Origin of the sequence: Acinetobacter albensis (assembly GCF_900095025.1) — a bacterium.
GTDB classification, from domain to species: Bacteria; Pseudomonadota; Gammaproteobacteria; order Pseudomonadales; family Moraxellaceae; genus Acinetobacter; species Acinetobacter albensis.
Genome location: NZ_FMBK01000006.1, coordinates 1 through 26,686, shown reverse-complemented (window position 1 = coordinate 26,686; position 26,686 = coordinate 1). Strand labels below are relative to the sequence as shown.

Below are 26,686 nucleotides of genomic sequence, written 5' to 3'. Positions count from 1 at the left end.
ATTATGGACATTACAGAGTTACTGGCCTTCTCGGCTAAAAATGGAGCATCTGACTTACATTTATCCGCGGGCATGCCCCCCCTCATTCGAGTCGACGGTGAAGTTCGCCGTATTAATTTACCAGCTTTGGAACATAAAGAAGTACACAAATTGGTGTATGACATTATGAATGATAAACAACGCCGTGATTTTGAAGAAAAATTAGAAACTGACTTTTCTTTTGAAGTTCCCGGTGTAGCACGTTTTCGTGTCAATGCTTTTAACCAAAACCGTGGTGCAGGTGCAGTATTCCGTACCATTCCATCCAAAGTATTAACCATCGAAGACTTGGGCATGGGGCAAATTTTTAAAGATATTTGTAACTTTCCTCGTGGCATTGTTTTGGTTACAGGCCCAACAGGTTCGGGGAAATCGACCACACTCGCAGCAATGGTCGATTATATTAATGATCATCGTTATGACCATATTTTAACTGTAGAAGATCCGATTGAATTTGTACACGAATCAAAAAAATGTCTGGTCAATCAGCGTGAAGTTCATCGTGACACACATGGTTTTAACGAAGCATTACGCTCAGCTTTGCGTGAAGATCCTGACATTATTTTGGTCGGTGAGATGCGTGACCTTGAAACCATCCGTTTGGCTTTAACGGCTGCTGAAACAGGCCACTTGGTCTTTGGTACGCTACATACTACTTCTGCGGCAAAAACCATTGACCGTGTGATTGACGTCTTCCCTGCTGAAGAAAAAGATATGGTTCGTGCCATGTTATCTGAATCCTTACAAGCCGTGATTTCTCAAACTTTACTGAAGAAAAATGGTGGTGGACGTGTGGCTGCACATGAAATCATGATTGGGATTCCAGCGATTCGTAACTTAATTCGTGAAAATAAAGTGGCTCAAATGTATTCTGCTATTCAAACAGGTGCCAACTACGGCATGACCACGCTGGATCAAAGTTTAAAAACGTTAGTGGCTAAAGGCATGATTAGTCCCCAAACAGCACGGACAATGGCAAAACAACCAGAAGCCTTCTTGTAAGTTTAAATGGATTTAGGAACTTATTATGGATTTTAACGACTTACTCAATTTGATGATTCAAAAACAAGCATCAGACTTATTTCTCACTGCTGATGTTGAACCTTCTATGAAAATTAATGGTCAGATTCTTCCGATTGCAAAAACAAAGCTGACAGGAGAAATAGTGGGTCAGCTTTTAAATTCAATCATGAGTGACAAGCAACGTAAAGAATTTGCTGAAACCCGTGAATGTAACTTTGCCATTAATAATCGTGATAAAACTGCGCGTTTTCGTGTCAGTGCTTTTCAACAACGTGATCATCCTGGCATGGTATTACGTCGTATCGAAACGGTTATTCCAACTATGGATGAGCTCAAGTTACCGCCTATTTTAAAAGAACTGGCGATGACGAAACGCGGTATTATCATCTTTGTAGGAGCAACGGGAACAGGTAAATCAACGTCTTTGGCTTCTATTATTGGTTATCGTAACCATAATTCCAAAGGTCATATCATTACCATTGAAGATCCGATTGAATTTATTCATGAACATGCGGGCTGTATTATTACCCAGCGTGAAGTCGGTATTGATACAGATTCTTTTGAAATTGCGTTAAAGAATACCTTACGTCAAGCACCCGATGTAATTTTGATTGGGGAAATTCGTTCACGTGAAACCATGGACTATGCGATTGCCTTTGCTGAAACGGGTCACTTAGTATTTGCAACACTGCATGCCAACAACGCCAACCAAGCTATTGATCGTATTATTCATTTCTTTGAGGCTGACCGTCATAACCAACTCTTTATGGACTTGTCGCTTAATTTAAGAGCCATGGTGGCTCAGCAGTTGATTCCGACCATAGATGGCAATTCACGTCGAGCGGCCATCGAAATTCTGATTAACTCTCCATTAATTTCAGACCTGATCCGCAAAGGAGATGTGCATGAAATTAAGGATTTGATGAAGCGCTCACGCGAACTGGGTATGCAAACTTTTGACCAAGCTTTATTTGATTTATATAAGGCCAAGCAAATTACCTACAAAGATGCACTGAAACATGCGGACTCACCAAACGATTTGCGTTTACAAATCAAACTCTCAGAAGAAGGGGCTGATCGTTTAATGCATGCTGGCACCAATATTACCTTTGATGGTCAATCTTAAAAATAAAAAAACAGGCTTCCTTCGAAGCCTGTTTTTAATTGCCATTAAGCAAAATTATTTTTTACGCAATGCATCTTGGCACTCTTTCGAGTCGCAGTAACCATAAAGGTTGAGCGAATGGCCTGTTAAAGTAAAGCCAAATTTTTCAGCCACTTCATGCTGTTGAGTTTCAATGACATCATTTGTAAATTCAACGACTTTATTGCAATTTTGACAAACAATATGATCATGGTGATCTTCTTGCATAATTTCAAAAACTGAATGATTGTTTTCAAAATGATGACGTTGAATAATTCCCGCAGCTTCAAACTGTGTTAACACTCGATACACAGTTGCTAAACCGACATCTTCACCTTGTTCAAGTAAAGTTTTATAAATGTCTTCCGCACTTAAATGATGTTGTTTTGAATTTTCTAATAATTCTAATATTTTAATTCGTGGAAGCGTAACTTTAAGTCCAGCTTTGCGTAAATCTTGATTTGAAATAGGCATGTAAAAAGGTCTCTCAACAAATTTAAAGTTGGAATATGCAACAAAGTTTAGATGCAGTATGATCTATCCTTGGATCAAATGCATCATAATTAATTTGGGATAGTGTAGCAAAATGCAAAAAATCATGTTGACGTTGTTCGTCACTTCACTGCTCGCAGGCTGTTCGACCTTGGGCGTATACAAAGTTGATATCCCTCAAGGGACACCATTAACTCAAGCACAAGCTTCAAAAATTCAAGTCGGTATGAGCCACCAACAAGTACGTTTTTTGCTTGGTAGTCCGACAGTTTCAGATCCAATGAACCCGTTACGTTGGGACTACATCTACAACTATATTCCAGGAACCTACGCTAAAAAAGCTAAAATCCCTGCAGCACATGGTCAGCATTTAAAAATTTACTTCGATCAAAATGGTATTGTACAAAAAATTGAAGGACTGGAAACCATTCCAGAATCTCAACCGGGCTTACCAGGATCGAAAGAAGCGATTCTAACTGCGCCCCCACTATAGCTGCTTTAAAATAAAAATAAACCCCTCAATGAGGGGTTTTCTTATTACTTCAATTGTTTAAAGCGATTTCCACGACAATAAAGCCCCACAGGGTTTTCCGCAGCACGTTTTCGACGGATATCTTTTGGATTAATCGTGAGTGTTCGATAAATTTCTACACGATCACCGATTTGTAGTTTCTGCTGAAGATTTTGTAGACGCGTACCAAAAATTCCCAATAATAAAGGTTCAGGCAAATCTGTTTGGCTACAGATTCCACTCTGTTCAACAGCATCCAAAGCCGTCATACCCTCTTGAAAAGCAAGACTGATATGAAATTGTTGAGTTTGAGCCGCATATGCCACCCAAACCTGTGCTAGCTTACTCATTAGAACCCTTGTCCAATGATGATAAATATAGCCACAATAATTGAAAGCGGTAAAATTACACGAACTGCAATACGCCATAAATTATAAAATAGCTCATTGCTAAAATTCATTGATTTACGCAGATGACTAATTTTCATAATCCATCCTGCAAAAATGGCGTAAATTAAGCAAATGATTAACCCCCAAAGCATTAATAAGGTATTCAATACAGGATGCATGGCAGGAACAATCCAGACACACAACGCCACCACGATAAGTAACCATTGCAGTACCAAATTAAACTGTCGCTCTAAGAGTTGTTCACGCACCAAATTGAGCAGTAAAGCAGCTCCACCAAGTACAGCAATCACAAATGCAAAGCCTGACACTAAGGAATTGACTGCAAAAAAGCCAAAAGCAATGACAGCCAGTAATTGTGCAATCCAAATCGGCAGTACCGTTTTAGTGGCGACATCTTGCTGTTTAATTGTGGCTAAGCTGGTTTGCCAATATAAACCCATTCCCAAACCACTTGCGACTAAAGCTAAAACCGTCGCACTGCCCCATTCACTTAATTGAACTGGGGTTACATGCCAAGCCACTAGAGCCGTTCCCTGTAATTGTGCAACTACAATTGCTGCCAACACACCAATTACAGTACATAAAACAATGATTTTTCTTGATATAAATGAAATCACAATCGCTGCAATTGCTAAACCGATAAAAACAAGATTTACATTTACGTTCTGGAATGCAAATTGTCTAAGTAGCTGACTGGCATTTGACAAGATGCTTCCCGCTAAAAACGGAATAAATCCCACGGCCAACCAACCGACTAAACGCCATTTTTGTGAAGCATCTGCATCACGGGTCAAACTTGACAAGGCATTTAATGCCGTCATTTTTGAGCGTTTTGCCAACGCAATTTCTAAATAAGTAATTGGTAAAGCCAAAATCAGCATTGTGCTTAGCCAAAGCAACCAAAAATCAATTTGACGATCAGCATGAATGCCAACAACAGGTGCTAAACTTGCAATAATAATAAAAGATAAACAAAATGCCATCAGCGGCGATAGCCATCGTGACAGAGCCTGATCCTGCATGATGCGGTCCTAAAAAAAGTCTTCTGCTATTTTGCCCTTGTCGTCAGCGAAAATCAAAAATAAAAAATGCAAACCATCTTTTCAAATGATTTGCAGCGCAAAATTATTATTCTTTCTTTATTTTTATAATTTTATTTTTTTTATGAAAAAAACCGTGCAAACCAGTTTTTACCCTTTTTTTGTTCTTTTTGTTTAATAATTCCAATCATATTTTCTTTGACTGCACCGACATAATCAGCATCATCGTGCTGTATGTGATTAATCAACCATTTAGACAGAACTTCATGTAACTCACTTTCAATTGCTTGCCCCATTTCAAAACGATCTCGATAGGACTCAATTCTTTTAATAAATAAATCATGAACACGTTTATGTGGCACACGATATTTATAATCTGCCTCTTCTTGTAATGATTCTTCAAATGTAAAATGTGACTGCGTATAATCAATAATATGATTTAAAATATTTTTTATTTTTTCATGATCTGTATTTCCGACCATGCTATTAATCTCATTAATGTAATCAAGAATTCTTTTGTGTTGATCATCAATGACATCAATCCCTGTATTATATTCTGGAACCCACTTCATTTTATTTCCGCCCCTTTGAAATATATGCCAATCATTATTTAAAATTATAATATATTGATTTTTATAAAATAAAAATAAACCAAAATAGTCGGGTTTACTTATTATTTGACATAAAAAATCTAAGCGAATGATATTTATTAATTTTAATGAAAACACCAACCAAAAGAATAAAGTATTTTTTAACCAATATAATTAAAAAATCAAACTTAAATCATCTTATTTTTATCTTTAACCAAATAAATAACTCTATAGATTCATTTGATTAAAAAAACCATTATTATTCATTCAAAATGATTATTCGAATCAAAAAGTCTTTCTTTAATAAAATATTATAATCATTAATATTGATCAGCACGCGTAACTCTTCGAAGCTCAGGATTTAATTTTTCACGTTCTAAGCGCTCAACATGAGTGAGTTGTTTCCGGATAGGACATCCATGTTGAAATAAAATCATTTCTCCCGCTTTAAATGCTGTCCATGATTCATTTTGGGTGAGAGGCTCAGTGGTAATCACTGCGACTCGGTCATCTGGGGTAGTGACTTGGCTAAAATCAACTTCTACATCTAAATCAATCAATTGCGCAGGTTGAAAGGGATATTCACGTACCAACCAATGTAATTTGGTAATGGCATAACTAAATAAAGCCTGACCATTGGATAGACAAAAATTAAAGGTTCCATGTTCTGCTATTTTCGGAGATACATCAGCAAGCAAATCAAAAATTTGATCAAGTTTGGGTTCATGATAACCAAATTTAATCACCATCTGATCCAGTAAAAAGCAAAAAGCTCGCTCACTGTCGGTATTGCCAATCGGAATAAAACGTCCCGATAAATGAGGATCAAAATCATGTAAATCGCCATTATGCGCGAAAATCCATTGCCGCCCCCACAGTTCACGACTAAAAGGGTGTGAGTTTTCTAAAGTAATTTTACCTTGAGTGGCTTTACGAATATGAGCGATGACATTACGTGATTTGATCGGGTAATTCCGAACGAGTTCAGCAATAGGAGAATCCACTGCGGATTGGTTATCCACGAACAGCCGACACGCTTTATCTTCAAAAAAAGCGATACCAAAACCATCACAATGGTCTGAGGTAATTCCAGCGCGTTGAGAAAAACCCCGAAATGAGAAAGTCACATCCGTTGGTGTAGCACAATTCATTCCGAGTAACTGACACATAATTTCAATCAAAACAGCAAGTATAGGATTTTTCTATTTTGCAACAGACTATAAAGTGATGCAAACCTCAATTCACACTAAATATTCCCGTTTTAATGCTGAGCCAAAGACTTCTCATGATATCTATATTTCATCATGTCGTGAATATCAAAAACTCATCGGCTGTTGTATCTCAACATAATCTAAAATTTTTCTTTACCCAACTTAGGCTTAAGTTGAAATAAAAAAGTCCGTCGTTTCAGTAAATGACGGACTTTTAATCAAAATTCTGAGGTATTGTTTATTATGCTGTGTAGTTGGTAATTAAAGTACCCACGCCATGATCGGTAAAAATTTCCAATAATGTCGCATGCGGAACGCGCCCATCGACAATATGTGCACTCACAACCCCCCCTTTTACAGCATCTAATGCACAACCCACTTTAGGAATCATGCCACCGTAAATGATGCCCGTTTCAATCAGACGATCGACATCCTTGGTGCTTAAACCTGTAAGTAAGTTTTTATTTTCATCTAATACCCCTGAAATATTGGTCAACAGAATTAGTTTTTCTGCACCCAAGGCTTCTGCAACTTTACCAGCTACAAGGTCAGCGTTAATATTATAGGTATTGCCGTCCTCATCCACGCCAAGTGGAGCAATGACAGGAATAAAATCACTTCCAGTAAACATTTCTAAAACATCAATTTTGACGCCTACAACTTCGCCGACCAAACCCAAATCAATTTTTTGAACTGTGCCATCTTCAGCTGTTTTTTCCATCATCAATTTCTGAGCACGAATTAAATTTCCGTCTTTACCTGTCAAACCAATCGCACGTCCACCATGCTTGTTGATAAGATTGACAATAGACTTATTTACACTTCCGCCCAGCACCATTTCAACCACTTCCATGGTCGCTGGATCAGTCACCCGCATCCCATCTATACGCTCAGATTCACGGCCAAGTTGTTTTAAAAAAGAGTCTACTTGAGGGCCGCCACCGTGGACTACAATTGGATTGAGACCAACGGTTTTTAGTAAAACAATGTCACGTGCAAAAGAGCTTTCAAGCTCTGGATCGGTCATTGCGTTGCCACCATATTTCACTACTAGCGTCTTACCCGCAAAACGTTGAATATACGGCAAAGCTTCTGTCAAAATTTGTGCTTTGTCGATGCCAGTATGTTGCTGTGGCATTCACCTCTCCTTATTGAGCATTTAAAATATCTTGAGCAATTTTAGGATATCGCTCATTTAACATGGAAAAAAATGTATCTCGAATATCGTTTAATCTTACAGGATTGTCCGCATCAAAGCGTACCGTAAAATACTCACCCGTATTTGATGCTCGAATAATGCCAAATCCATCTTTAAAATCAAGTCGTATACCATCAATTTTACTTAATTTAGCACCAAAATCATGACTTTTAATTTCTACATCATGTAGCACGGCATCTGGTTCTTCACTATAAGTACTGATATAAGTATCTTCGGTACAACAACGCTCTGGATAAGCGAGAAGTGCTTCTGATAGCGTTAAATTAGGATGCTCACTTAAATACTCAAGTACTCGTAAAGCCGCGTATAAACCATCGTCATAACCAAAACCACGGCCATCATTAAAAACGTAATGACCTGCGTACTCTCCACCAAAAACAGCTTTTCCTTTAGAGTGCGACATATAACGACGTAAAAAAGAGCTTCCAGTACGAATCATTTTCGGCTGCCCACCTAAATGACGTACGGTGTTGCCAACCATGGTCGAACATTTTACATCAAAGACCACTTCATGCGCCGGATGTGTTTTTAAACACATTTCAGAAAATAACGAGAGTAAACGATCTGCCGAAATAATAGTGCCCTTTTCATCAATCAGAACAACTCGATCACCATCACCATCAAGCGCAATGCCAATGTCAGCTTGCTGCTCCAAAACTGTTTTCTTTAAAAGAAGGAGATGTTTTTCTTGTGATGGATCCGGTGCATGATCTGGAAATTCACCATTTGCTTCACAACGCAAAGTGGTTAACTCACAGTCCAATTTATCAAAAACCAAGGCAGCACAACGTCCGGCTGAACCATTTAAACCATCAAGAACCACATTAAAAGAACGTTTGAGCTGGATATCTTGTAACAGTGCTTGTTGATACTCAAGACAGTATTTGACCACAACTTGATGTTCAATGGGCAAAACAATAATTTTCTCTGTAGGTTCAAATACAGTATTGGCAGTGGCAGCCACTTCTTGAATCATCTCAGGAGAAGGTGGTTCGCTTTGAAGAATCCATTTGATTCCATTATCTGTTTTTGGATTATGACTGGCAGTCAGCATAATCCCATTTCCGCCAAACTGACGCGCAATAAAATACAGTAAAGGGGTTGAACAGCAGCCAATTAAAGTGGCTTTTATTCCATGATCATCGCAGACTTTTTTGATAATTTCTGCATATTGTGGACTGGTTAATCGTGCATCATAGCCAATTGCAATTTGCACTTGTCCTGCCTTCTGATATTGGGTAACCAATCCATAGGCAATGGCTTTTACAAGCTCAGGGGTTAAAAAAGATATTTTTCCACGAATATCATAAGCCCGAAAAATTTGTAATGGGAAGTTCTTATTCTGAAAATTCATGCTAGCTTCTTCTAGTAAACAATAGCCCATCAAAATATTTATAAAATGCTGAGTCTTTTATAATTCACATTATATAAATCATCTTTTGTGACAAGGCTGATATTTTAAAAGGATTCGCTGTTTTTAATCAATGTGAATAAAGTTTTACAAAATCAATATTGAAGAATAGCTATTCAATTGAAATCTAATTATTTTATCAAATTTAAAAAAATATTTTTATCGTAAATTTTTATTTCAAAAACAATTATTTACATAAAAACACAAAATCAATATAAATAACAAGATAATCATTAAAAGGAATTAAGAATCAAATTTTTATTTAAAAATTTATTTTTTCAATCACATTAGACATCGAATTAAAATTTAACCTGATTAATCAAAATGAATGAATCAGGTTAAATTTGCTTAATTTTTTATTTTAACCTTGACCTGTATGCCCGAATCCGCCTGCACCACGTTCAGTTGCAACAAACTCTTCCACTTGTTCAAACTCAGCATGTACCACAGGAACAAGAACATATTGTGCTAAACGTTCCCCAGGCTCTAAAGTAAATGCAGTTTGACTACGGTTCCAAACCGATACCATTAATTCACCTTGGTAATCTGAATCAATCAACCCCACCAAATTGCCTAAAACAATCCCGTGTTTATGCCCTAAACCAGAACGTGGCAAAATTAATCCTGCAAACTGAGTGTCTTCAATATAAATTGCCAATCCCGTTTTCACCAAGATCGTTTGACCCGGTTCAATCAACGTTGTTTCATCCACACAAGCTCGCAAATCTAAACCTGCTGACCCCGAAGTCGCATAGCTCGGCATTGGCCATTCATTGCCTAAACGTTTATCGAGTACTTTTACTTGAACTTTCATCTGTTCTTTCCTAATAGCATGGTTTAAAGAGTAAATTATCGCTTAATCAGCGCACGTAAATTTTCAAGATAATGCTGAGCTTGTAATTTTGGATCAATATTGCCCGCTAACTTTTTCTTACGGCCCAACCAGTCCAAATCATCTTGAGGTAATTCATCTAAAAAACGGCTTGGCGTCATTTGTTTCATTTGACCACCATTTTTACGTTGTTCAGCCAAAGTCAGTGTTAAACCTTGTCGCGCACGGGTAATGCCTACGTACATTAAACGGCGTTCTTCCTCAATGGTTTCTGCCGCAATCGAGTTTTTATGTGGCAATAATTCTTCTTCTAGACCAATCATATATACATAAGGAAATTCAAGCCCTTTTGCAGCATGAAGCGTTAAAAGATTAACCTTATCCGTATCTTCCTCTTCCTGCTGCTGCTCTAACATATCCAGCAAGACCATTTTACGAATCACACTTTCAATATTTTTTTCATCTACATCTTCTGCACGATTAATCAAACTTTGAATACTGCTATAAAGCACTTCAATATTATCTAGTTTGGTTTTTTCTTGCGCTGGCGTGGCTGCCTGTTCTTTCACATAATCGATGTAGCCTGCTTCAAGCATCATTTGGCGAATAATGGGTACTGGCTCATCATCTTCTAGTAAGTTACGGGTAAAGTTCCCGATAAAATCGGCAAATTCTGCCAATTGCGTGGTGGCTTTTCTAGGAATCACCATAGTCAACCGCTGATCATTCGCCGCTGTCAGCAAAGACAAATGGTTTTCTTGAGCAAATAAACCCAATTTTTCTAATGTAACTGGGCCAATCGCTCGTTTCGGGGTATTAATAATACGTAAAAAAGCGCTGTCATCTTCTGGATTAATGATGATACGTAAATAGCTCATCACATCTTTAATTTCAGCACGACCAAAAAATGACTGCCCACCCGATAATTTATATGGGATTTGCATTTGACGCAGTTGCGTTTCTAAAACACGGGCTTGGAAATTTCCCCGATACAAAATTGCATAGTCTTTCCAGCTTTTACCATTCATCAATTTATGTGTGATGACATCTTTAACCACGCGTTCAGCTTCATCATCATCATTGCGACAAGTAATAATTCGAATAATGTCGCCATGGCCTTTATCTGACCACAGTTTTTTCTCAAAAATGTGCGGATTGTTACCGATGACTGTATTTGCTGCTTTTAAGATACGGCTGGTTGAACGATAATTTTGCTCAAGCTTAATGACCTTTAAATTAGGAAAATCTTCTTTCAGCAAAGCCATGTTTTCAGGCTTTGCACCACGCCATGCATAAATAGATTGGTCATCATCACCAACGGCAGTGAATTGTCCCATCACCCCAACCAAGAGCTTGACTAAAATATATTGTGCAGTATTCGTGTCTTGATATTCATCCACCAATAAATAACGAACTCGATTTTGCCATTTATCGCGTACTTCAGCATTTTCTTGTAAGAGGCGCGTTGGCATCACAATCAAGTCGTCAAAATCCACCGCATTGTAGGCACGTAAATTACGCTCATACAATTGATACAAATGCGCAAATTGAACATCTTCCGCTGTTTCACAGGTGGTATGCGCTTGTTCGGGCGGAATCAAATCATTTTTCCAATCCGAAATCATTCTCATGGCTTTCGCAATCAATTCTTTACTTTCTGCACCTGATAAATTATCTCGGTGCATCAAATCCATAAGAATACGCTTACAGTCATCGGCATCTAAGATTGAAAAGTTATTTTTTAAAGGCGTATGTTTAAGTTCTAATCGAAGTAGATTTAAACCAAAAGTATGAAAAGTTGAAACTGAAAGACCTTTAGCTTCTTCACGAGACAACAATTTTCCGACACGCTCTTTCATTTCACGTGCCGCTTTATTGGTAAACGTCATAGCAGTGATACGATGTGCAGGAATCCCGCAATTCTGAACCAAGTGCGCTACTTTACGGGTAATCACCGAAGTTTTACCTGAACCTGCCCCTGCAAGTACTAACAAGGGTCCTTGAGTGTATTTCATGGCTTCAAGTTGCTTGTCATTGAGTTGACTTGCCGACGACATAGTATTTCCTTGTTTAGATTCGAGCTCGATTATAGTCATCTGAGCCAATCTTGCATAACCTAAAATACGAATTTGACATTCATAAAAAAACCACCCGAAGGTGGCCTCTTTGATTACTCAACTCAGTTTATTTAGTTTCGTAAACTGAAATTTCTACACGACGGTTTTGTTCACGACCCGCAGCTGTTGAATTGTCAGCAATTGGAGAAGACGAACCATAACCTTTCGCTGTCATACGTGAACTTGAAATACCTTGTGAAGCTAAATAGTTTTTCACAGAGTTAGCACGGTTTTGAGACAATGGATTGTTGATTGAATCACTACCAGTATTGTCAGTGTGACCATGAATTACTAAAGCCAATTTGCTTGAAGTACCATCTTCACGAAGTACTTTAGCAACATCATTCAATGCAGATTGGAACTGAGATTGAATCGTTGATGAATTGGTTGCAAATGTAACACTTGGCATCACTAGATTAATCGAACCATCTTGGTTACGACCAACATCTACGCCTGTACCTGCCAATTCTTGACGAAGACGTTTTTCTTTCTTATCAAGAAGCAAACCTGCACCACCGCCTACAACTGCACCAATTGCGGCAGCTTGACCCATTTTATCTTTGTCTGCATTAGAGTATGCAAGACCTGCACCCAGTAAGGCACCCAAGCCAGTACCGATTGCTGCTTTGTCATATTCCATATTTTGACAGCCTGAAAGTGCCAAAGCCCCAACTACAGTTGAAATTACTAATGCACGCATCGCATGCCTCCTTCTTTGTGTTTTGTTGTATAGCGAGATGATGGATTAAAAAAAACTGGCATACCATTGATTTTTTGTAAATAAAAAAACGTCTTGTTACATTTAGACATATTTTTTGATGTGTTGTGCACTCACTTCGTCACAATTACTTCACAGTTGAATGAATAGGCTTTTTTATTTTGAGTTCTACAATTATATTAACTACTGAAAAATTTACACGACTTCATCTTAGGACAGTTTTTATATGTCATCGCAAACCAAGAAGCAACCCATATTAAAAAAAATAACACGTGGTCTGACTGTAGGCTCTGTCATTACGGGAAGTACTTTTTTCCATGGCCCGCCTGTGCTTGCCCTAGGATTGACGAAGCTTTTTAAACAATCAACTAAAGTCGATGAAACCAATATTCATATTACCAATAGTTGGTTAGGAGTAAATAACTGGCTGATTGACCATGTATTACCGCATTTGGAATGGCAAATCAGCATTGATGATGATTTAGACTTAAGTATGCAAGGCCGTTATTTGATGACCTGTAATCACCAAAGTTGGGTCGACACCACCGTCAATCAATATTTTGGCTTAACTCGAATGCCACTGACCCGTTTCTTTACCAAGTGGGAACTTATTTTTATTCCATTTGTGGGACAAGCTTTTAAAATTTTGGGTTTCCCTATGATGAAGCGCCATAGCAAGGAACAGATTGATAAAAATCCAGAATTAAAAACTCGTGATATGGAAGAATCACGTAAAGCTTGTGAACAGTTACTCAGCCAACCTTTTACTTTGCTTAACTATTTAGAAGGAACGCGTTTTACTCCAGAAAAACATGCGGAGCAACACTCACCTTATCAACATTTACTTAAACCCAAAGCAGGCGGTTTAGCTTTGGCTTTGAATATTTTAGGTGACAAAATTGATGCTTTGGTGGATATGACCATTGTTTATCCTGACGGTGCGCCAGGTTATGGTGATTTTTGGTTAGGAGATGTCAATCGTATCGCGGTTAATCTGCGTAAAATTGAAATTCCAAGTTGGGTATTGGGCAGCAATTATGAAGAGGATGCTGAATATCGGGAACGCTTTCAGCATTGGGTACATGAATTGTGGGTCGAAAAAGACCAATTAATTGAACATATGAAACAGCAATATCGAGCCACTCAAGTCTAAATTGGTGACGCTTTAACCCATGATGCAGAACACGATGAAAACAAAATCTAAATATCACCATCTAGATCCACAGAGTTTGTCTTTCAAACTCTTCCTGATTTATGACATCTTTATGGTGTTTATTATTACTTTCAACTTATTTTGCTTGGGTGCAAATTTGTTCCTGATGAGCAATATAGGTGCTTGGTTTTTTCAGAGCATTCAGTTGCTGGATGTACTGAATTTTTACCGTACTCATTTGCATCCTTGGGTAGTGACTACAGAAGCTTGGTTTATTATTTTTCTGATTGCAGAATTAATCATTCGCTGGGGCATTGCGATTGTACAACGCCATCATCAGCGCTGGTTTTTTTTCCCCTTTATTCACTGGTATGAAGTTCTGGCCATTATCCCACATTTACGTTTTTTACGTTTATTTCGTGCGGGTATCATTGCCTACCGTTTACATGAAATGGGCTATAAAGTTGTACCCACCTCCTTACAAAGGAAAGGACAATTTTATTACAGTGTGGTCATGGAAGAGTTATCCGACCGAATTGTCATTAATGTATTAGACGGCATAAAAAATGAACTAGAAACCAGCTCAAGTCATAAAATTATTATTCATGATTTAGTCGAACATCATCGCACCTTATTTGCAACTGCTCTTGCCGATATTCTACAAGATACCTTAAGTACAGAATTACAAGCACAACGTCATTTGATTGCCCAAAATGTCGGTAGTATTGTGAATCAAGCGATTGAGGACACACCAGAGCTTACCCAGTTACTGAGGCTTATTCCTTTGGTTGGTAGTCGTATAGAACAACAAATCCAAAGTATTGGACAGCGCCTTGGGGAAAATATTACACAAGGTTTAATTGATCCTTTTACACCCAATACCCCTCAAAACAAAAACAATCTGAATGGTGGACAAAATATTTATCAACATATTGCCCATAAAATCAGCACACTGGAACTTGAAGATAATCCTCACTTGGAAAAACTGGTCGAGTCTGCAGTGTTTGAAAGTTTGGCTGCGATTCGTAAGCAAGTACAGGTCAAACAATGGCTGATTCAGATGCAACAACAGAATCAAGTGAAAGAATGAGCATAAAATAAAAATATTTCAAACGTTGCTAGAGAAAATATTGAATTTGCTCTAGGATTTGCTCTAATTACCCCACTACCCACTACTTGAACATAAAATGAATGAGTCAAAAGACTTAAGGAATAATTATGGCTGATATACGGATTACAGGCAGAATGGTTAATTTTACGAGATTAACTTTTGACACCAATGATCATCACGCAATCCGCCAGCAATTGACTCAAATGCTTCAAGATACAGCTTCTCATGGCACTTTAGTGGTGATTGACAGTACTGTCGAACAGGAATTGATTGCACTGATCCAATTATTGATTAGTTTAGATTTGCAACCCATGGGCGTCATTGATGGCTTACTGAGCGATCAGGCAATTGCCATTCAATTCCCTGTTTTACCCGCAGCCAATCAATCTTTACAGCGCATTAAAGCCACGACCGAACAAGTGGTTGCAGTTAAACCTGAATCACTTAAATCGAAGTTACCGACATTAGAAGAAAATGACAGTAGTTCATCGGAACAAATCGTCAATCATGTGACTTCTTATCACAATGAAATCTTACGTACAGGCCAATGCTTGGTTCAGGATCATGGCGATATTATTCTGAACGCAGGCTTTAACAGCGGTGCTGAAGTGATTGCTTCAGGAAATATACATATTTATGGTAGCGCCCGTGGTAGAGTCATTGCCGGCGCAGGCGGGAACGGTGTGGCACGTATATTTTGCCATTCCCTTGAAGCAGAATTGGTCTCTATTGCAGGTACTTATTGTGTCGCAGATGACATTCCTCAACATGTCTTAAAAAAATCTGTGCATATTTACCTCAATGACCAGCAAGAGCTTGTATTTGAAGTTCTCGAATTTTAATGTATAAATAAACAGCTAAAGCCCCATAGTATAAAGGGGATTTGAACCATAACAGGAGTGGATTCGGTGGCGAAAATTGTTGTCGTAACATCAGGCAAAGGTGGCGTGGGTAAAACTACAACAAGTGCATCTTTTGCAACAGGTTTAGCCCTTCGCGGTCACAAAACTGTTGTGATTGATTTTGACGTAGGTTTACGTAACCTTGATTTGATTATGGGTTGTGAACGTCGAGTAGTTTATGATTTTGTAAATGTGTTAAATAATGAAGCTCGACTTCAACAAGCACTGATTCGCGATAAAGATATCGAAAATTTATACATTTTACCTGCATCACAAACCCGTGATAAAGACGCCCTAACCGATGAAGGTGTTGCACGTGTGATGGATGAACTTTCTCAAGAGTTTGATTATATTATTTGCGACTCTCCTGCGGGAATTGAACGCGGCGCTATTCTTGCCATGTATCATGCCGATGAAGCGATCATTGTGACCAACCCTGAAATTTCTTCAGTCCGTGACTCTGACCGTATTATTGGTATGTTGGACAGCAAGACTAAAAAAGTTGAACAAAACGAAGGTCGTATCCGTAAACATCTCTGTATTACACGTTTCAACCCTGAACGTGCTGATAAACAAGAAATGTTAACCATTGACGATATTTCTAAAGATATTTTACGCGTACCAACGCTTGGCGTTATTCCTGAATGTGAGATTGTGCTACAAGCATCTAACGAAGGCAAACCTGTTATTCTTTTTCAAGAAACAGAAGCCGGTCAGGCTTATGATGATTTAGTGGCGCGTTTTCTAGGTGATGAACGTCCTTACCGTCATATTACTGTAAAACCTAAGGGTTGGTTAGCACGACTATTTGGAGCGTAAGACATGGCAGGATTCTGGAGTAAATTATTCAACAACGAGGATAAACCTTCAAGCGCACAAACTGCTAAAGACCGTTTAAAAGTGATTGTTGCCTCTGAGCAAGGTTTAGGTAAGCGTTTAAGCCAAGACAAAATTGACCAGATGAAAAAAGAAATCATGCAAGTGGTCAACCGTTATGTCCGCGGTGTAGATGAACAACATATTCAAATGTCTGTTCGTTCTGAAGCGAATATCGAAATGTTGGAAATGAATATCAATTTGCCTGAAGAGCGATAATCTGATTATTGATTAGTCAAGCAAATTGAATCAAGGCAAAATATGCGGATAGCTGAAGAGGTGTTTCATCTTATTCAGTCCAATTAAAGTATTGCTTCAAGCCTTACGACTAGGCAAAGCAATGCTTTGCTGATCTAGTCTCATATTTTGCCTTTTATTTATTTTATTCAACAAATTGAGGAGATTGTCATGGCATTATCTCAGCCAGCCACATTCAATGAAGAATGGTCAGATGAGCGTGTATTTGCCTATTTAACTCAGCTTCCTCCTGAAGGTGTGAATGCCGATTTTCATGTGCTTTATCATGCATTTAAACACATGCGTCCAAATGATTACGAACGCTTATTGACTCAATTCGCAGCGGATGGGCGTAATATTAATGCTACCAACCTTGAAGGTCAGCGTATTCACGATGTTATTGCGACTTATCCTCGCCAAAAAGACGAATTTTTAGACGTTCTTGCAAAATTTGCCTAATATATAATTGTTAAAAAACCGATCTATTTTAAAAATAAATCGGTTTTTTATGCATACTTTAAAATTTTTACATCAAGATATTAAGAATATTAGGATTGGAAAGGTAAATGCAAAACCTAAGGTTTGTAAGCTAATTACGCTTGCCATCAATTGACTGTCACCTTTTAAGTATCGAGTTAAAATATACGCTGCCGATGCAGTCGGTAATGAAAAGAATACCACCAAAATCATTGTTTCAAAGTGACTGAGCCCCAACAAAGAACAAATCAAATAAGCCACACTCGGCATGACGATTAAGCGGCCTAAAGTATTCATGAGTAGACGTGCATAATCCTGTTTCAGTTGAGCAAACTGCAAAGCCGCACCCACAGAAATAAGACCTAATGGCAAACTCATACTGGCCAAAAATTTCAATACTTGCTCTACACCTGAAAATAATGATCCTTGCATTAGATTAAAAATAATGCCGACGATACAGCCCCCAATTAAAGGATTTTTGATGATAGAGATAAAGATCTGTTGCGGTTTTAACTGCTGAGCTTGGGTAAAAGATAAAATAGATATGACATTAACCAACGGAATTGCGAAGGCAATTATCATGGCAAAGATTTGCATGCCTTGTGTGCCAAACAGTAAAGAAGTAATGGATAAGCCAATATAAGTGTTGAAACGAATTTGACTTTGCACATACACCCCAAAACGTGCAACAGGAATATTAAAAATGACCTTCATTACCCATAACATTAAGCTGCTCAGCACAATAATAATCAAAAGTGCCAATAACACCTTCGTCAGTGCTGCCACTTCAAATTTGATATACGCCAAACTGTTAAACAGTAAAATGGGAAATAGAATCATATAATTGAGTTTTTCAGCTCCACGCCAAAATTCGTCTGTTAAAAATTCAATTCGTTTAAATCCATAACCCATCATAATTAAAATAATCAATGGAAATAACGCCACAACAACATTCATGATTTCTGCGTCTCTCCATTTTTTAATCTGAATTATATACTCAATGATGTAACATGTATCTCCATCACTATTCATTTAATTTTTATAGTATATTTTGCTGATTCAAAAAAAGACCTGCAGATGCAGGTCTTAAATATCACCATAAACTTTAAACTAAAATTTCTCGTTTACCATTCGCGCCCATTGCACTTACGATACCACTTTCTTCCATCTGATCGATAATCCGTGCAGCACGGTTATAACCTAGACTGAATTTACGTTGTAACGAAGACGTGGATGCTTTACGTGTTTCTAAAACAAAGGAGACACATTGGTCATATAAAGCATCACGATCTGAACCACCATCGCCATCTTCAAACCCACGCGAACTTGGCTCCTCATCATAAGGCGTCAAAATTTCATCGACATAATTTGGAGCCGCACGTTCACGCCATGCATCACATATATTATTCACTTCATCATCGGAAATAAAAGCACCGTGGACACGTTCTGGTTCAATTTTACCTGGTCCTAGGAACAGCATATCACCATGTCCGAGTAAGTCTTCTGCTCCACCTGCATCCAAAATGGTACGTGAATCAATTTTACTGTTTACCCGTAAAGCGACACGCGTTGGAATATTGGCTTTAATCAAACCAGTAATCACATCGACGGATGGACGCTGAGTCGCAAGTAATAAGTGAATTCCCGCAGCACGAGATTTTTGCGCCAAACGAGTAATCATTTCTTCTGCTTTTTTACCCACCTGCATAATCATGTCAGCAAATTCATCAGCCACAATCACGATGGATGGTAATGGCGTGAGACGTGGTGCACGCTCACCTACAACAGAATCACTGGCTTTCCATGTTGGATCGATTAAATCCTCGCCATTGGCAATCGCTTCCTCGACCTTGCGGTTATAGTCACTGAGTTTACGAATCTTCAAATAAGACATCAGCTTATAACGACGCTCCATTTCATTCACACACCAATTCAGAGCATTAACCGCATCTTTCATGTCTGTGACCACAGGCGTCAATAAATGAGGAATATCATTATAGTTGGCAAGTTCCAACTGTTTCGGGTCGATTAAAATTAAACGCAATTGATCTGGCGTATATTTCAATAGCATCGATAAAATCATCGAGTTCACTGCCACCGATTTACCTGAACCTGTTGTACCTGCAACCAGCATATGCGGTGCTTTACCTAGGTCAGCAATCACAGGATTACCCGAAATATCTTTACCCATCGCCATTGAAAGAATGCTATTGGGGTCAGTAAATGCAGGAATAGTTAATAACTCAATCAGACGTACCATTTCACGCGCACTGTTCGGTACTTCAATTCCGATATATGGTTTTCCTGGAATGACCTCCACTACGCGTACAGATGCCATTGACATTGAGCGTGCTAAATCACGCGAAATATTGGTGACTTTTGAAGCTTTCACACCTGGTGCCAAATCAAGTTCAAAACGTGTCACGACTGGACCAGGTTGTGCTTCTACAACTTTGGCTTTGACATTAAATTCTTGTAATTTAATTTCTAAAAGCTCTGACAAACGCGCTAACTGTTCCGCAGTAAAATTCACTTTCTTATTAGGATCAACTTTATCCAACAACTCTAAACCAGGCAGAGTTGGTAAATCACGGCGTTTTTGTGCCACTTGCATCGAAAGCGACATCGGACGGCCCATTGCATCTGTCAATGGTGCATCTAAATCAAAATCATCTTCAGCCAGTTCATCCACTGAAGGTTTACCAGCTGTTTCCTGCCATACTTCACGAAACACATCTTTATTTGATGAAATTAAGGCTTTTTCATCTTCAGAAATTATCGATTGCTGCGGTTGAGTATTGATCTCTGCTCGGACGAATGCAGAAGATTGGGCATAACTACTGACATTACGCGCAGGCTGTGCTGAGGGTTTAGCCTCATCGACCAACAAGTCTTCTATCAGCAAATCATCCAATTCATCAAACTGAGTATCCTGTGCTAGATTCTTCGGTGTCGTTTTTAATAAAGGTGCAGCAGCAACAATAGAGCTTGCCGCAATTTTTTCTTCGGCTAGAGTGGATCTAGATTCTCGGTCTATCGGATTAAATGGTGTATGAACATCTGTTGCTGTTTTGCCATTCGGTACAGCCGCCAATAATTCATCAAAAATCTCATCATCATCCCAATCTAAATTTTGTTTAGAGCTAGGAGCGGCGTTTGTTTGTGTTTGATCCTGAATAACCGTATTAAAATGTTGATTCGGTGTATGCGTATCCGATTCTTCTGCTGCTTTTAATAAAGCGTCTATATCTTGTCTGTGGGTTTGGTTCGTATCTGAATTTAATGCACGCCAAACTTCACCTGTCGCCACAACACGTTGGGTATTTACTTCTAAACGATGGGCTTTTTCTAAAACCTGTTCAAACTCAGCTTCATCTTCTTCATCAATCAACTGTTGCTGTGCATCATGTTCTTTTTCAACCATATCATTAAACAAACGCTCTGCAACATGGTCGTGTGCGCTCACTAAAGATGGTTGCGCATTGACAGATTCTGGCACAGCCTTTAAATTTTTTACTATCGTTTTTTGTTCAGTAGTATTTAAAGGCTTTTTAATTTCAGGCGTAGTACGATCAAAAGCAGATTCCGTTTCAGGAACATTTTTATAAAATAGATCTTGTAGATATGCTGGTGTCGCTTTAAGCGTGGCCCATGTTCTATTCCACTTCACCCCAAAGGCGAGTGTAAATAACACAAACCAAAAGATCACCAGAAAAATGGTAGCGCCATAAATGGTTAAAATTTGAGACAGGCTTTCTCCCAATTCATAACCAATAATCCCCCCCGATGAATTGTCTAAAGTATCGGCAGGCACTTGCCAATATAAATATAATAAACTCGCACTGGCCAATAAAATAAAGAACTGTGCAGAATAACGAAAGGGTTTATTTAAAAAACTATAAGGCCACCAAACTTGAATGGCTTCAACAAATAAAAAAACCGGAATAAGTAAACTTGCCCAGCCTAAAAAGCCGAAAAGTAAATCTGCTATCCATGCGCCTGCTACACCACTGGCATTTGACACCTGTTGAGTATCACTGGAAATATGCATCCAGCCTGGATCAAAAGGCGTGTATGTCACTGTTGCAAGGAATAAATAAATTCCAAATGAGACTAAAAATAATGTCATTATTAAGCGCTGTGCATAAACACTCGACACCGCAGTCATATACTGTCCTGTAACCAATTTTTCATTTATGTTTTTGCAAGAAACTAAAGCAAAATAGTTCCACAATTAGACTCGATATTATGCACCTGTTCCAAGGAAAAAGATGCAATATTATGTAGAGCTCACTGCTTACTTATTTTTAAAACCAATAATCTAGCGCAATCTTCTTATCCTATATAGCTTAAATCGATTTCATTGATCAATATTATCGACGCTGAACTCACACAACTTGTATAGAGTTTCACGTATAATTCCACAAATTTCTAAATAAAAAAAGGATGCCGCGAATGAGCGCTCGTCACTCACGTTTAATTATTCTTGGTTCAGGGCCTGCCGGTTATAGCGCAGCAGTATACGCTGCGCGTGCCAACTTGAAGCCAACACTGATTGCGGGCTTGCAGCTCGGTGGACAATTGACCACCACCACTGATGTTGACAACTGGCCAGGTGATCCAGAAGGTTTAACAGGGCCTGCACTTATGGAACGTATGCAAGCGCATGCTGAACGTTTTGGCACTGAAATTATTTACGATCATATTAATGAAGTTGATTTAAACGTACGCCCTTTCGTTCTAAAAGGTGACATGGATGAATTTACCTGTGATGCTCTGATTATTGCTACAGGTGCAACGGCACAGTATTTAGGTCTTGAGTCTGAAACTAAATATATGGGACAAGGTGTAAGTGCATGTGCTACCTGTGATGGTTTTTTCTATAAAAATCAAAAAGTCATGGTAGTCGGTGGTGGGAACACTGCAGTTGAAGAGGCGCTTTATTTATCGAATATTGCTTCTCATGTCACTTTAGTTCACCGCCGTGATTCATTGCGCTCTGAAAAAATTCTTCAAGATCATCTGTTCGAGAAAGAAAAAGAAGGCAAAATCAGCATTATTTGGAACCACCAAGTTGAAGAAGTGCTCGGTGATAGCAAGTCTGGTGTAACTGCGGTACGTTTGCAGTCGACTCAAGATAACGTTCAACAAGATGTAGAAGTGACAGGCTTATTTGTTGCGATTGGTCATAAACCCAATAGCAGTATGTTTGAAGGGCAATTGAATTTGCGTGATGGGTATATTCAAGTACAAAGTGGTACCTCAGGTAATGCAACCGCAGCTTCTGTTGCAGGCGTATTTGCCGCAGGCGATATTGCTGATAGTGTTTATCGCCAAGCGATTACTTCAGCAGGTTCAGGCTGTATGGCCGCACTTGATGCTGAAAAATATTTGGATGCATTAGTGAAATAATGTGTATTTGCTAAAAAACCGTCCACTTTGGGCGGTTTTTTATATGCTGAAGTTACATATCCTATTTAATGTATATCAATCTTTTCGTTCAGGCTGAATTCAATGCATACCTTAGCTCCCTCTGAATTTATTTTCCCCAACCCCATTGAAGCAGATCCTGATGAACAAGGTCTCATTTGTATTGGTGCCGACCTGTCCCCTGCTACACTTTTTGAAGCCTATACGCATGGCTTATTTCCTTGGTTTTCTGAAGATGAGCCGATTTGCTGGTGGAGTCCTGAACCACGTTGCATCATTGATCCTGCTGCTTATCATCCGAGCAAGTCATTAATTCGTAATATGAAAAAGTTCGATTATAAAATTACAGTCAACCATGCTTTTGAGCGTGTCATTCGCTCATGCTCACTTCCGCGAAGCTATGCCGAAGACACTTGGATTTCTGAAGAAATTATTGAAGGTTATTGTCAATTATTTGATGCAGGTTATGCCTATAGTATTGAAGTTTGGGATGAGGGCAAAATAGTCGGCGGTTTATATGGCGTGACGATTGGACAAGGTTGTTTTGGTGAATCTATGTTTAGTACGCAAACCGATGTCTCGAAAATGGCTTTTTATACTTTAATGCGCATTGGTCAAGAAAATCATTTGCCTTGGATTGACTGCCAATTGGTCAACGATCACCTTTTAAGCTTAGGCGCTTGTACACTTTCTCGTCAAGCGTATCTTAATTCGTTACAAGATGTTGTTAAACAGCCTGCAATAGATTGGAAAAAATATCAAGAGGGTGTATTTTCAAGTAAAACAATAGTGCAAAAAGCACGACTCCTTGAATGACAATAATAGAGGGAACTTGTTATGAACTCGTATCACCCAAAGTCCCTGTTAAATGATTTACAGTATTATATTACACCGCCTCATAGTTGCAGCTATCTAGAAAAAAAATCAGCACGTATGGTTTTTTTAGATCCTGCCCATCGTATTGATGTCGTGAGTTTATCTGAACTATCTCGTGTCGGATTTAGACGTAGCGGTGATTTTGTCTATCGTCCAGAATGTCATCTATGCCGTCAATGTTTATCTTGCCGCATTCCAGTGAATGACTTTGAAATGAATAGTACACAAAGAAAAGCCTGGAAACGCAATCAAGACCTCACACTAAAAATAACCCGTGCTCAAGATGCCTCTGAAGAAATACATTATGCATTGTATGAGCGCTATATTAATGAACGCCATGCAGATGGTGATATGTTTCCAGCGAATCTCGATCAGTTTGAAAAGTTTTTAATGCAAAGCTGTACAGACAGTTTTTTTCTTGAATTTTGGCAAGAAGATAAACTCATTTGTGTTTCCAGTTGCGACCCGCTCGATGATGGTATTTCTGCGGTTTATACTTTCTTTGACCCAGATCAAAGCCGTCGTTCTCTGGGCGTATTTGCAGTGCTCAAACAAATTGAGCATGCGCGAGCATTAGGTTTACCTTATGTCTATTTAGGCTATTGGGTACCACATTCACACAAAATGAACTACAAATCCCAATATGTACCTTTGGAGTTATTGATAGATGGGCAATGGCGACGTTTAAATCGCGTATTAAATCGCGAAGAAATTCAACAATTAGGAAATTCCTTAATGAGTACTTTACCCTCTGGATGGAATAATCCAATTATTAAATAACACAACTCTTTATTTAAATAATGCAGCAAAGTCATCACTGCAAGATTTCACCATAATAATGGCATGCTCACGAGAGCCATCGGCTTTTGGATAATAATTTTTCCTTAAATCAATTTGATGGAAACCCGATTTTTCATATAAAGCAATCGCAGGCTGATTACCTTCTCGAACTTCTAAAAAGACTTGGAGAGGATTATTTTTTAATTGGTTGAGTGACGCTTCGAGCAATTTAAATCCCAAACCCTTACCTTGCTGATTCGGATGGACAGCCATAAGCAATAAGTTTGCCTCATCTAAAACGGGTTGTAATATACAAAAACCCACTACATCCCCTTCCTGTTCAATCACAGTACTGTGATAAGCCCCTATAGACTCTTTAAATTGTTGCTCATTCCAAGGATGGCTTTGAACGAGTTGTTCAATTGCGGTCACTGCCGCAAGATCAGAGCTATGCATTGAACGGATCATGTAAGGAAACATTTTTTAATTGAGTCGTTATTATTATAGAGCATAGAGACATCATAGACTGACAAAAGGGCAATTTTATCTGCCCTTTCAAATAAAAACTGATATTACAAACCTAATTTTAATTTCCAATCTGCCAGTAATTGATCAGTATCACTATCATTTGGATGAAAATTTGGTCTGAAAAAATCTAACAGCTCAGGAATTTGACGGGTCATAAATCCTTTACGTGCATACATGAATTTCAACATATATTTACTGTCTTTCCATGTAAGCTTGCCATCAATTTTCATTAATTGAGCAGTAAAATAAGATTGAGTCATAAAAATCAACCCCATAGCAATAATCATCGCGATCGCACGCATCGTATAGGCTTTTAGTCCATGTCCATATATTGCGGTATACACATCAAAAACAACTGCCTTATGTTCATTTTCTTCAACTGCATGCCACATCCATAACTGATGCATAGTGCTGTCATTAAACATTGCCTGTACATCTTTATTCTGTAGTAATTCAGCGGCAATCACTGCTGTAAAATGCTCCAAAGCACAGGTTCCTGTCAAATCAATCATTTCCTTAGTCACACCAAAAGGCTTGAGCAGTGTTGTAAGAACTTTAGTTCCAGTTCTAATGACTTTACCCGTTTGTTGCTCCATGGTTCTAATATCATAACCATAGGATTGAGCAGAAGAATTAAATGCCAAATGTTCTTTAGAATGCATGGCTTCTTGTCCAATAAAAGCACTGATTTCACGTTGCAAATCTGGATCGCTGAGTTTTGGATGTTTGCGAACTGCTCGCGTGCTGTCGACAAAAAACTGTTCTCCTTCAGGAAACAATGCCGAAAGAGTAGTCATGAAATGCGTTAGCCCAGCATCATTTGCGGCCCAATAACGCGGAACATCACCAAACTCAAAATCCATGCGACGCACAGGGAAACTTGCACCTGCCCGATTCGAAATATTCACTTTTGCATTCATGCGTTTTACTCCTTATCTTCTTGTTATAACAACGTATGATTCATCATACGAGTTTAAATGAAGAGAATAATTGCAGATCAGGTCAGAGAAGTATCAGATAAGGACAGCTTTTAAATAAATTGTTAGACAATAAGATTTTCACAGTCCTGTTTTAATCTATATGAGTAATGATTAACAATATCATTTAAAAATTAAACTTTTTATTTAGGAGGATGATGCCAATACTAAATCCATCCTCGGCATTTTATTAGGTTTGAAAATAAGAAATAAAACCAACTGGAAATGTGATGAAGGAGAAATAAAGTTTTTTTATTCTGGATTAAACATGTGTTTTTGGGTATTTTATTTCGACTATTTAAAATTAAAAAGAACTCATGAAAAGTATCAAAATTAAATCATTTGAATGAAAACTGAATATTTTAGCCCCTCCACTCTTAAAATTTTTTAATTGTATAACTTACTTAATGATTAAGCTCTACTCTTAAGACAATAAAAAAAGCGCCTCAAAGAGACGCTTTTTTCACACAATCAATACTGATTATAGAGTTACTTTCGCAACAACACCAGCACCCACTGTACGACCACCTTCACGGATCGCAAAACGTAGACCTGGGTCCATTGCGATTGGGTGGATTAATT

At 38.4% G+C, this 26,686-nt stretch carries 27 protein-coding genes; 12 read left to right on the top strand and 15 right to left on the bottom strand.

What is annotated here, in order from left to right; translation table 11 throughout:
* Nucleotides 1-3: 3 nt before the first annotated feature.
* Nucleotides 4-1,041 carry a type IV pilus twitching motility protein PilT gene (locus GA0116959_RS05875; protein ID WP_053579733.1) on the top strand — a complete coding sequence of 346 codons (1,038 nt, stop codon included), beginning with the start codon at nucleotides 4-6 and terminating at the stop codon, nucleotides 1,039-1,041.
* Between the two features lie 25 nt (nucleotides 1,042-1,066).
* Nucleotides 1,067-2,188 carry a PilT/PilU family type 4a pilus ATPase gene (locus GA0116959_RS05870; RefSeq protein WP_053579732.1) on the top strand — a complete coding sequence of 374 codons (1,122 nt, stop codon included), beginning with the start codon at nucleotides 1,067-1,069 and terminating at the stop codon, nucleotides 2,186-2,188.
* A 54-nt stretch (nucleotides 2,189-2,242) separates the two neighbouring features.
* On the opposite strand, the gene fur is transcribed toward GA0116959_RS05870, so the two are convergent.
* Nucleotides 2,243-2,680, bottom strand: a complete 438-nt coding sequence (fur, locus tag GA0116959_RS05865) for a ferric iron uptake transcriptional regulator (protein ID WP_053579731.1) — start codon at nucleotides 2,678-2,680, stop codon at nucleotides 2,243-2,245.
* Between the two features lie 112 nt (nucleotides 2,681-2,792).
* Here fur and GA0116959_RS05860 point away from each other — a divergent pair, with 112 nt between their 5' ends.
* Nucleotides 2,793-3,191: an outer membrane protein assembly factor BamE gene (locus GA0116959_RS05860; RefSeq protein WP_053579730.1), complete on the top strand. Its 399-nt coding sequence runs from the start codon at nucleotides 2,793-2,795 to the stop codon at nucleotides 3,189-3,191.
* 44 nt (nucleotides 3,192-3,235) lie between these two features.
* Here GA0116959_RS05860 and GA0116959_RS05855 read toward each other — a convergent pair whose 3' ends face one another.
* The 9 genes from GA0116959_RS05855 to GA0116959_RS05815 form a co-directional block, all read right to left on the bottom strand.
* On the bottom strand, nucleotides 3,236-3,559 hold the full coding sequence (locus GA0116959_RS05855; RefSeq protein WP_092719358.1) for an RnfH family protein: 324 nt from the start codon (nucleotides 3,557-3,559) through the stop codon (nucleotides 3,236-3,238).
* Nucleotides 3,559-4,641, bottom strand: a complete 1,083-nt coding sequence (locus GA0116959_RS05850; protein ID WP_092719354.1) for a hypothetical protein — start codon at nucleotides 4,639-4,641, stop codon at nucleotides 3,559-3,561. Before GA0116959_RS05850 ends, GA0116959_RS05855 begins: the two co-directional genes overlap by 1 nt.
* 140 nt (nucleotides 4,642-4,781) lie before the next feature.
* Nucleotides 4,782-5,231, bottom strand: a complete 450-nt coding sequence (locus GA0116959_RS05845) for a bacteriohemerythrin (protein WP_092719351.1) — start codon at nucleotides 5,229-5,231, stop codon at nucleotides 4,782-4,784.
* A 338-nt stretch (nucleotides 5,232-5,569) separates the two neighbouring features.
* A complete protein-coding gene (locus tag GA0116959_RS05840) occupies nucleotides 5,570-6,418 on the bottom strand; it encodes a class II glutamine amidotransferase (protein ID WP_092719348.1) in 849 nt (282 codons plus the stop codon).
* Nucleotides 6,419-6,701: 283 nt separating this feature from the next.
* Nucleotides 6,702-7,598, bottom strand: a complete 897-nt coding sequence (gene argB, locus GA0116959_RS05835) for an acetylglutamate kinase (RefSeq protein WP_092719345.1) — start codon at nucleotides 7,596-7,598, stop codon at nucleotides 6,702-6,704.
* Nucleotides 7,599-7,608: 10 nt separating this feature from the next.
* Entirely contained in the window at nucleotides 7,609-9,033 is a 1,425-nt protein-coding gene (locus GA0116959_RS05830) for a phosphomannomutase/phosphoglucomutase (RefSeq protein WP_092719343.1), read from the bottom strand.
* A 418-nt stretch (nucleotides 9,034-9,451) separates the two neighbouring features.
* A complete protein-coding gene (gene dut / locus GA0116959_RS05825; RefSeq protein ID WP_053579723.1) occupies nucleotides 9,452-9,904 on the bottom strand; it encodes a dUTP diphosphatase in 453 nt (150 codons plus the stop codon).
* Nucleotides 9,905-9,939: 35 nt separating this feature from the next.
* Nucleotides 9,940-11,979 carry a UvrD-helicase domain-containing protein gene (locus GA0116959_RS05820; protein ID WP_092719340.1) on the bottom strand — a complete coding sequence of 680 codons (2,040 nt, stop codon included), beginning with the start codon at nucleotides 11,977-11,979 and terminating at the stop codon, nucleotides 9,940-9,942.
* A 127-nt stretch (nucleotides 11,980-12,106) separates the two neighbouring features.
* Nucleotides 12,107-12,739: a YiaD family glycine zipper/OmpA-like lipoprotein gene (locus GA0116959_RS05815; RefSeq protein ID WP_092719337.1), complete on the bottom strand. Its 633-nt coding sequence runs from the start codon at nucleotides 12,737-12,739 to the stop codon at nucleotides 12,107-12,109.
* A 244-nt stretch (nucleotides 12,740-12,983) separates the two neighbouring features.
* Between GA0116959_RS05815 and GA0116959_RS05810 the strand changes: the two genes are divergently transcribed.
* The 6 genes from GA0116959_RS05810 (at nucleotide 12,984) to GA0116959_RS05785 (ending at nucleotide 17,495) form a co-directional block, all read left to right on the top strand.
* Nucleotides 12,984-13,910 carry an acyltransferase gene (locus tag GA0116959_RS05810; RefSeq protein ID WP_092719334.1) on the top strand — a complete coding sequence of 309 codons (927 nt, stop codon included), beginning with the start codon at nucleotides 12,984-12,986 and terminating at the stop codon, nucleotides 13,908-13,910.
* A gap of 19 nt (nucleotides 13,911-13,929) precedes the next feature.
* A complete protein-coding gene (locus tag GA0116959_RS05805) occupies nucleotides 13,930-15,000 on the top strand; it encodes a preprotein translocase subunit SecA (protein ID WP_425304201.1) in 1,071 nt (356 codons plus the stop codon).
* A gap of 128 nt (nucleotides 15,001-15,128) precedes the next feature.
* On the top strand, nucleotides 15,129-15,863 hold the full coding sequence (gene minC / locus GA0116959_RS05800; RefSeq protein WP_092719332.1) for a septum site-determining protein MinC: 735 nt from the start codon (nucleotides 15,129-15,131) through the stop codon (nucleotides 15,861-15,863).
* A 66-nt stretch (nucleotides 15,864-15,929) separates the two neighbouring features.
* Nucleotides 15,930-16,742 carry a septum site-determining protein MinD gene (gene minD, locus GA0116959_RS05795; protein ID WP_053579717.1) on the top strand — a complete coding sequence of 271 codons (813 nt, stop codon included), beginning with the start codon at nucleotides 15,930-15,932 and terminating at the stop codon, nucleotides 16,740-16,742.
* A gap of 3 nt (nucleotides 16,743-16,745) precedes the next feature.
* Nucleotides 16,746-17,018: a cell division topological specificity factor MinE gene (minE, locus tag GA0116959_RS05790; protein ID WP_053579716.1), complete on the top strand. Its 273-nt coding sequence runs from the start codon at nucleotides 16,746-16,748 to the stop codon at nucleotides 17,016-17,018.
* Between the two features lie 189 nt (nucleotides 17,019-17,207).
* The gene (locus tag GA0116959_RS05785; RefSeq protein ID WP_092719329.1) at nucleotides 17,208-17,495 is read left to right on the top strand and encodes a PA4642 family protein; all 288 of its coding nucleotides are present in this window, start codon (nucleotides 17,208-17,210) and stop codon (nucleotides 17,493-17,495) included.
* A gap of 72 nt (nucleotides 17,496-17,567) precedes the next feature.
* Here the strand turns inward: GA0116959_RS05785 and GA0116959_RS05780 are convergent, their stop codons facing one another.
* Complete coding sequence (locus tag GA0116959_RS05780) at nucleotides 17,568-18,470, bottom strand: AEC family transporter (protein ID WP_092719327.1); 903 nt, start codon at nucleotides 18,468-18,470, stop codon at nucleotides 17,568-17,570.
* Nucleotides 18,471-18,618: 148 nt separating this feature from the next.
* Nucleotides 18,619-21,681, bottom strand: a complete 3,063-nt coding sequence (locus GA0116959_RS05775; protein WP_092719324.1) for a DNA translocase FtsK — start codon at nucleotides 21,679-21,681, stop codon at nucleotides 18,619-18,621.
* 287 nt (nucleotides 21,682-21,968) lie between these two features.
* Between GA0116959_RS05775 and trxB the strand changes: the two genes are divergently transcribed.
* The 3 genes from trxB to GA0116959_RS05760 all read left to right on the top strand — a co-directional run bounded on the left by trxB (nucleotide 21,969) and on the right by GA0116959_RS05760 (nucleotide 24,599).
* On the top strand, nucleotides 21,969-22,925 hold the full coding sequence (gene trxB, locus GA0116959_RS05770; RefSeq protein WP_053579712.1) for a thioredoxin-disulfide reductase: 957 nt from the start codon (nucleotides 21,969-21,971) through the stop codon (nucleotides 22,923-22,925).
* Nucleotides 22,926-23,027: 102 nt separating this feature from the next.
* Nucleotides 23,028-23,759, top strand: a complete 732-nt coding sequence (gene aat / locus GA0116959_RS05765; protein WP_092719322.1) for a leucyl/phenylalanyl-tRNA--protein transferase — start codon at nucleotides 23,028-23,030, stop codon at nucleotides 23,757-23,759.
* 21 nt (nucleotides 23,760-23,780) lie between these two features.
* Complete coding sequence (locus tag GA0116959_RS05760; RefSeq protein ID WP_053579710.1) at nucleotides 23,781-24,599, top strand: arginyltransferase; 819 nt, start codon at nucleotides 23,781-23,783, stop codon at nucleotides 24,597-24,599.
* A 9-nt stretch (nucleotides 24,600-24,608) separates the two neighbouring features.
* On the opposite strand, the gene rimI is transcribed toward GA0116959_RS05760, so the two are convergent.
* The 3 genes from rimI to GA0116959_RS05745 all read right to left on the bottom strand — a co-directional run.
* Nucleotides 24,609-25,067, bottom strand: a complete 459-nt coding sequence (gene rimI, locus GA0116959_RS05755; RefSeq protein ID WP_092719319.1) for a ribosomal protein S18-alanine N-acetyltransferase — start codon at nucleotides 25,065-25,067, stop codon at nucleotides 24,609-24,611.
* Between the two features lie 104 nt (nucleotides 25,068-25,171).
* Nucleotides 25,172-26,047 (bottom strand): metal-dependent hydrolase, encoded by an 876-nt coding sequence (locus GA0116959_RS05750; protein WP_092719316.1) that lies wholly within the window; start codon nucleotides 26,045-26,047, stop codon nucleotides 25,172-25,174.
* Nucleotides 26,048-26,585: 538 nt separating this feature from the next.
* Nucleotides 26,586-26,686, bottom strand: a 101-nt coding sequence (locus tag GA0116959_RS05745) for an EF-Tu C-terminal domain-related protein (RefSeq protein ID WP_349032725.1), incomplete at its 5' end; no start/stop codon positions are given.

Coding starts and splice junctions, on each gene's coding strand:
- GA0116959_RS05875 (WP_053579733.1), top strand. CDS start 4: ATGGACATTACAGAGTTACTGGCCTTCTCGGCTAAAAATGGAGCATCT.
- GA0116959_RS05870 (WP_053579732.1), top strand. CDS start 1,067: ATGGATTTTAACGACTTACTCAATTTGATGATTCAAAAACAAGCATCA.
- fur (WP_053579731.1), bottom strand. CDS start 2,680: ATGCCTATTTCAAATCAAGATTTACGCAAAGCTGGACTTAAAGTTACG.
- GA0116959_RS05860 (WP_053579730.1), top strand. CDS start 2,793: ATGCAAAAAATCATGTTGACGTTGTTCGTCACTTCACTGCTCGCAGGC.
- GA0116959_RS05855 (WP_092719358.1), bottom strand. CDS start 3,559: ATGAGTAAGCTAGCACAGGTTTGGGTGGCATATGCGGCTCAAACTCAA.
- GA0116959_RS05850 (WP_092719354.1), bottom strand. CDS start 4,641: ATGCAGGATCAGGCTCTGTCACGATGGCTATCGCCGCTGATGGCATTT.
- GA0116959_RS05845 (WP_092719351.1), bottom strand. CDS start 5,231: ATGAAGTGGGTTCCAGAATATAATACAGGGATTGATGTCATTGATGAT.
- GA0116959_RS05840 (WP_092719348.1), bottom strand. CDS start 6,418: ATGTGTCAGTTACTCGGAATGAATTGTGCTACACCAACGGATGTGACT.
- argB (WP_092719345.1), bottom strand. CDS start 7,598: ATGCCACAGCAACATACTGGCATCGACAAAGCACAAATTTTGACAGAA.
- GA0116959_RS05830 (WP_092719343.1), bottom strand. CDS start 9,033: ATGAATTTTCAGAATAAGAACTTCCCATTACAAATTTTTCGGGCTTAT.
- dut (WP_053579723.1), bottom strand. CDS start 9,904: ATGAAAGTTCAAGTAAAAGTACTCGATAAACGTTTAGGCAATGAATGG.
- GA0116959_RS05820 (WP_092719340.1), bottom strand. CDS start 11,979: ATGTCGTCGGCAAGTCAACTCAATGACAAGCAACTTGAAGCCATGAAA.
- GA0116959_RS05815 (WP_092719337.1), bottom strand. CDS start 12,739: ATGCGTGCATTAGTAATTTCAACTGTAGTTGGGGCTTTGGCACTTTCA.
- GA0116959_RS05810 (WP_092719334.1), top strand. CDS start 12,984: ATGTCATCGCAAACCAAGAAGCAACCCATATTAAAAAAAATAACACGT.
- GA0116959_RS05805 (WP_425304201.1), top strand. CDS start 13,930: ATGATGCAGAACACGATGAAAACAAAATCTAAATATCACCATCTAGAT.
- minC (WP_092719332.1), top strand. CDS start 15,129: ATGGCTGATATACGGATTACAGGCAGAATGGTTAATTTTACGAGATTA.
- minE (WP_053579716.1), top strand. CDS start 16,746: ATGGCAGGATTCTGGAGTAAATTATTCAACAACGAGGATAAACCTTCA.
- GA0116959_RS05785 (WP_092719329.1), top strand. CDS start 17,208: ATGGCATTATCTCAGCCAGCCACATTCAATGAAGAATGGTCAGATGAG.
- GA0116959_RS05780 (WP_092719327.1), bottom strand. CDS start 18,470: ATGAATGTTGTTGTGGCGTTATTTCCATTGATTATTTTAATTATGATG.
- GA0116959_RS05775 (WP_092719324.1), bottom strand. CDS start 21,681: ATGACTGCGGTGTCGAGTGTTTATGCACAGCGCTTAATAATGACATTA.
- trxB (WP_053579712.1), top strand. CDS start 21,969: ATGAGCGCTCGTCACTCACGTTTAATTATTCTTGGTTCAGGGCCTGCC.
- aat (WP_092719322.1), top strand. CDS start 23,028: ATGCATACCTTAGCTCCCTCTGAATTTATTTTCCCCAACCCCATTGAA.
- GA0116959_RS05760 (WP_053579710.1), top strand. CDS start 23,781: ATGAACTCGTATCACCCAAAGTCCCTGTTAAATGATTTACAGTATTAT.
- rimI (WP_092719319.1), bottom strand. CDS start 25,067: ATGATCCGTTCAATGCATAGCTCTGATCTTGCGGCAGTGACCGCAATT.
- GA0116959_RS05750 (WP_092719316.1), bottom strand. CDS start 26,047: ATGAATGCAAAAGTGAATATTTCGAATCGGGCAGGTGCAAGTTTCCCT.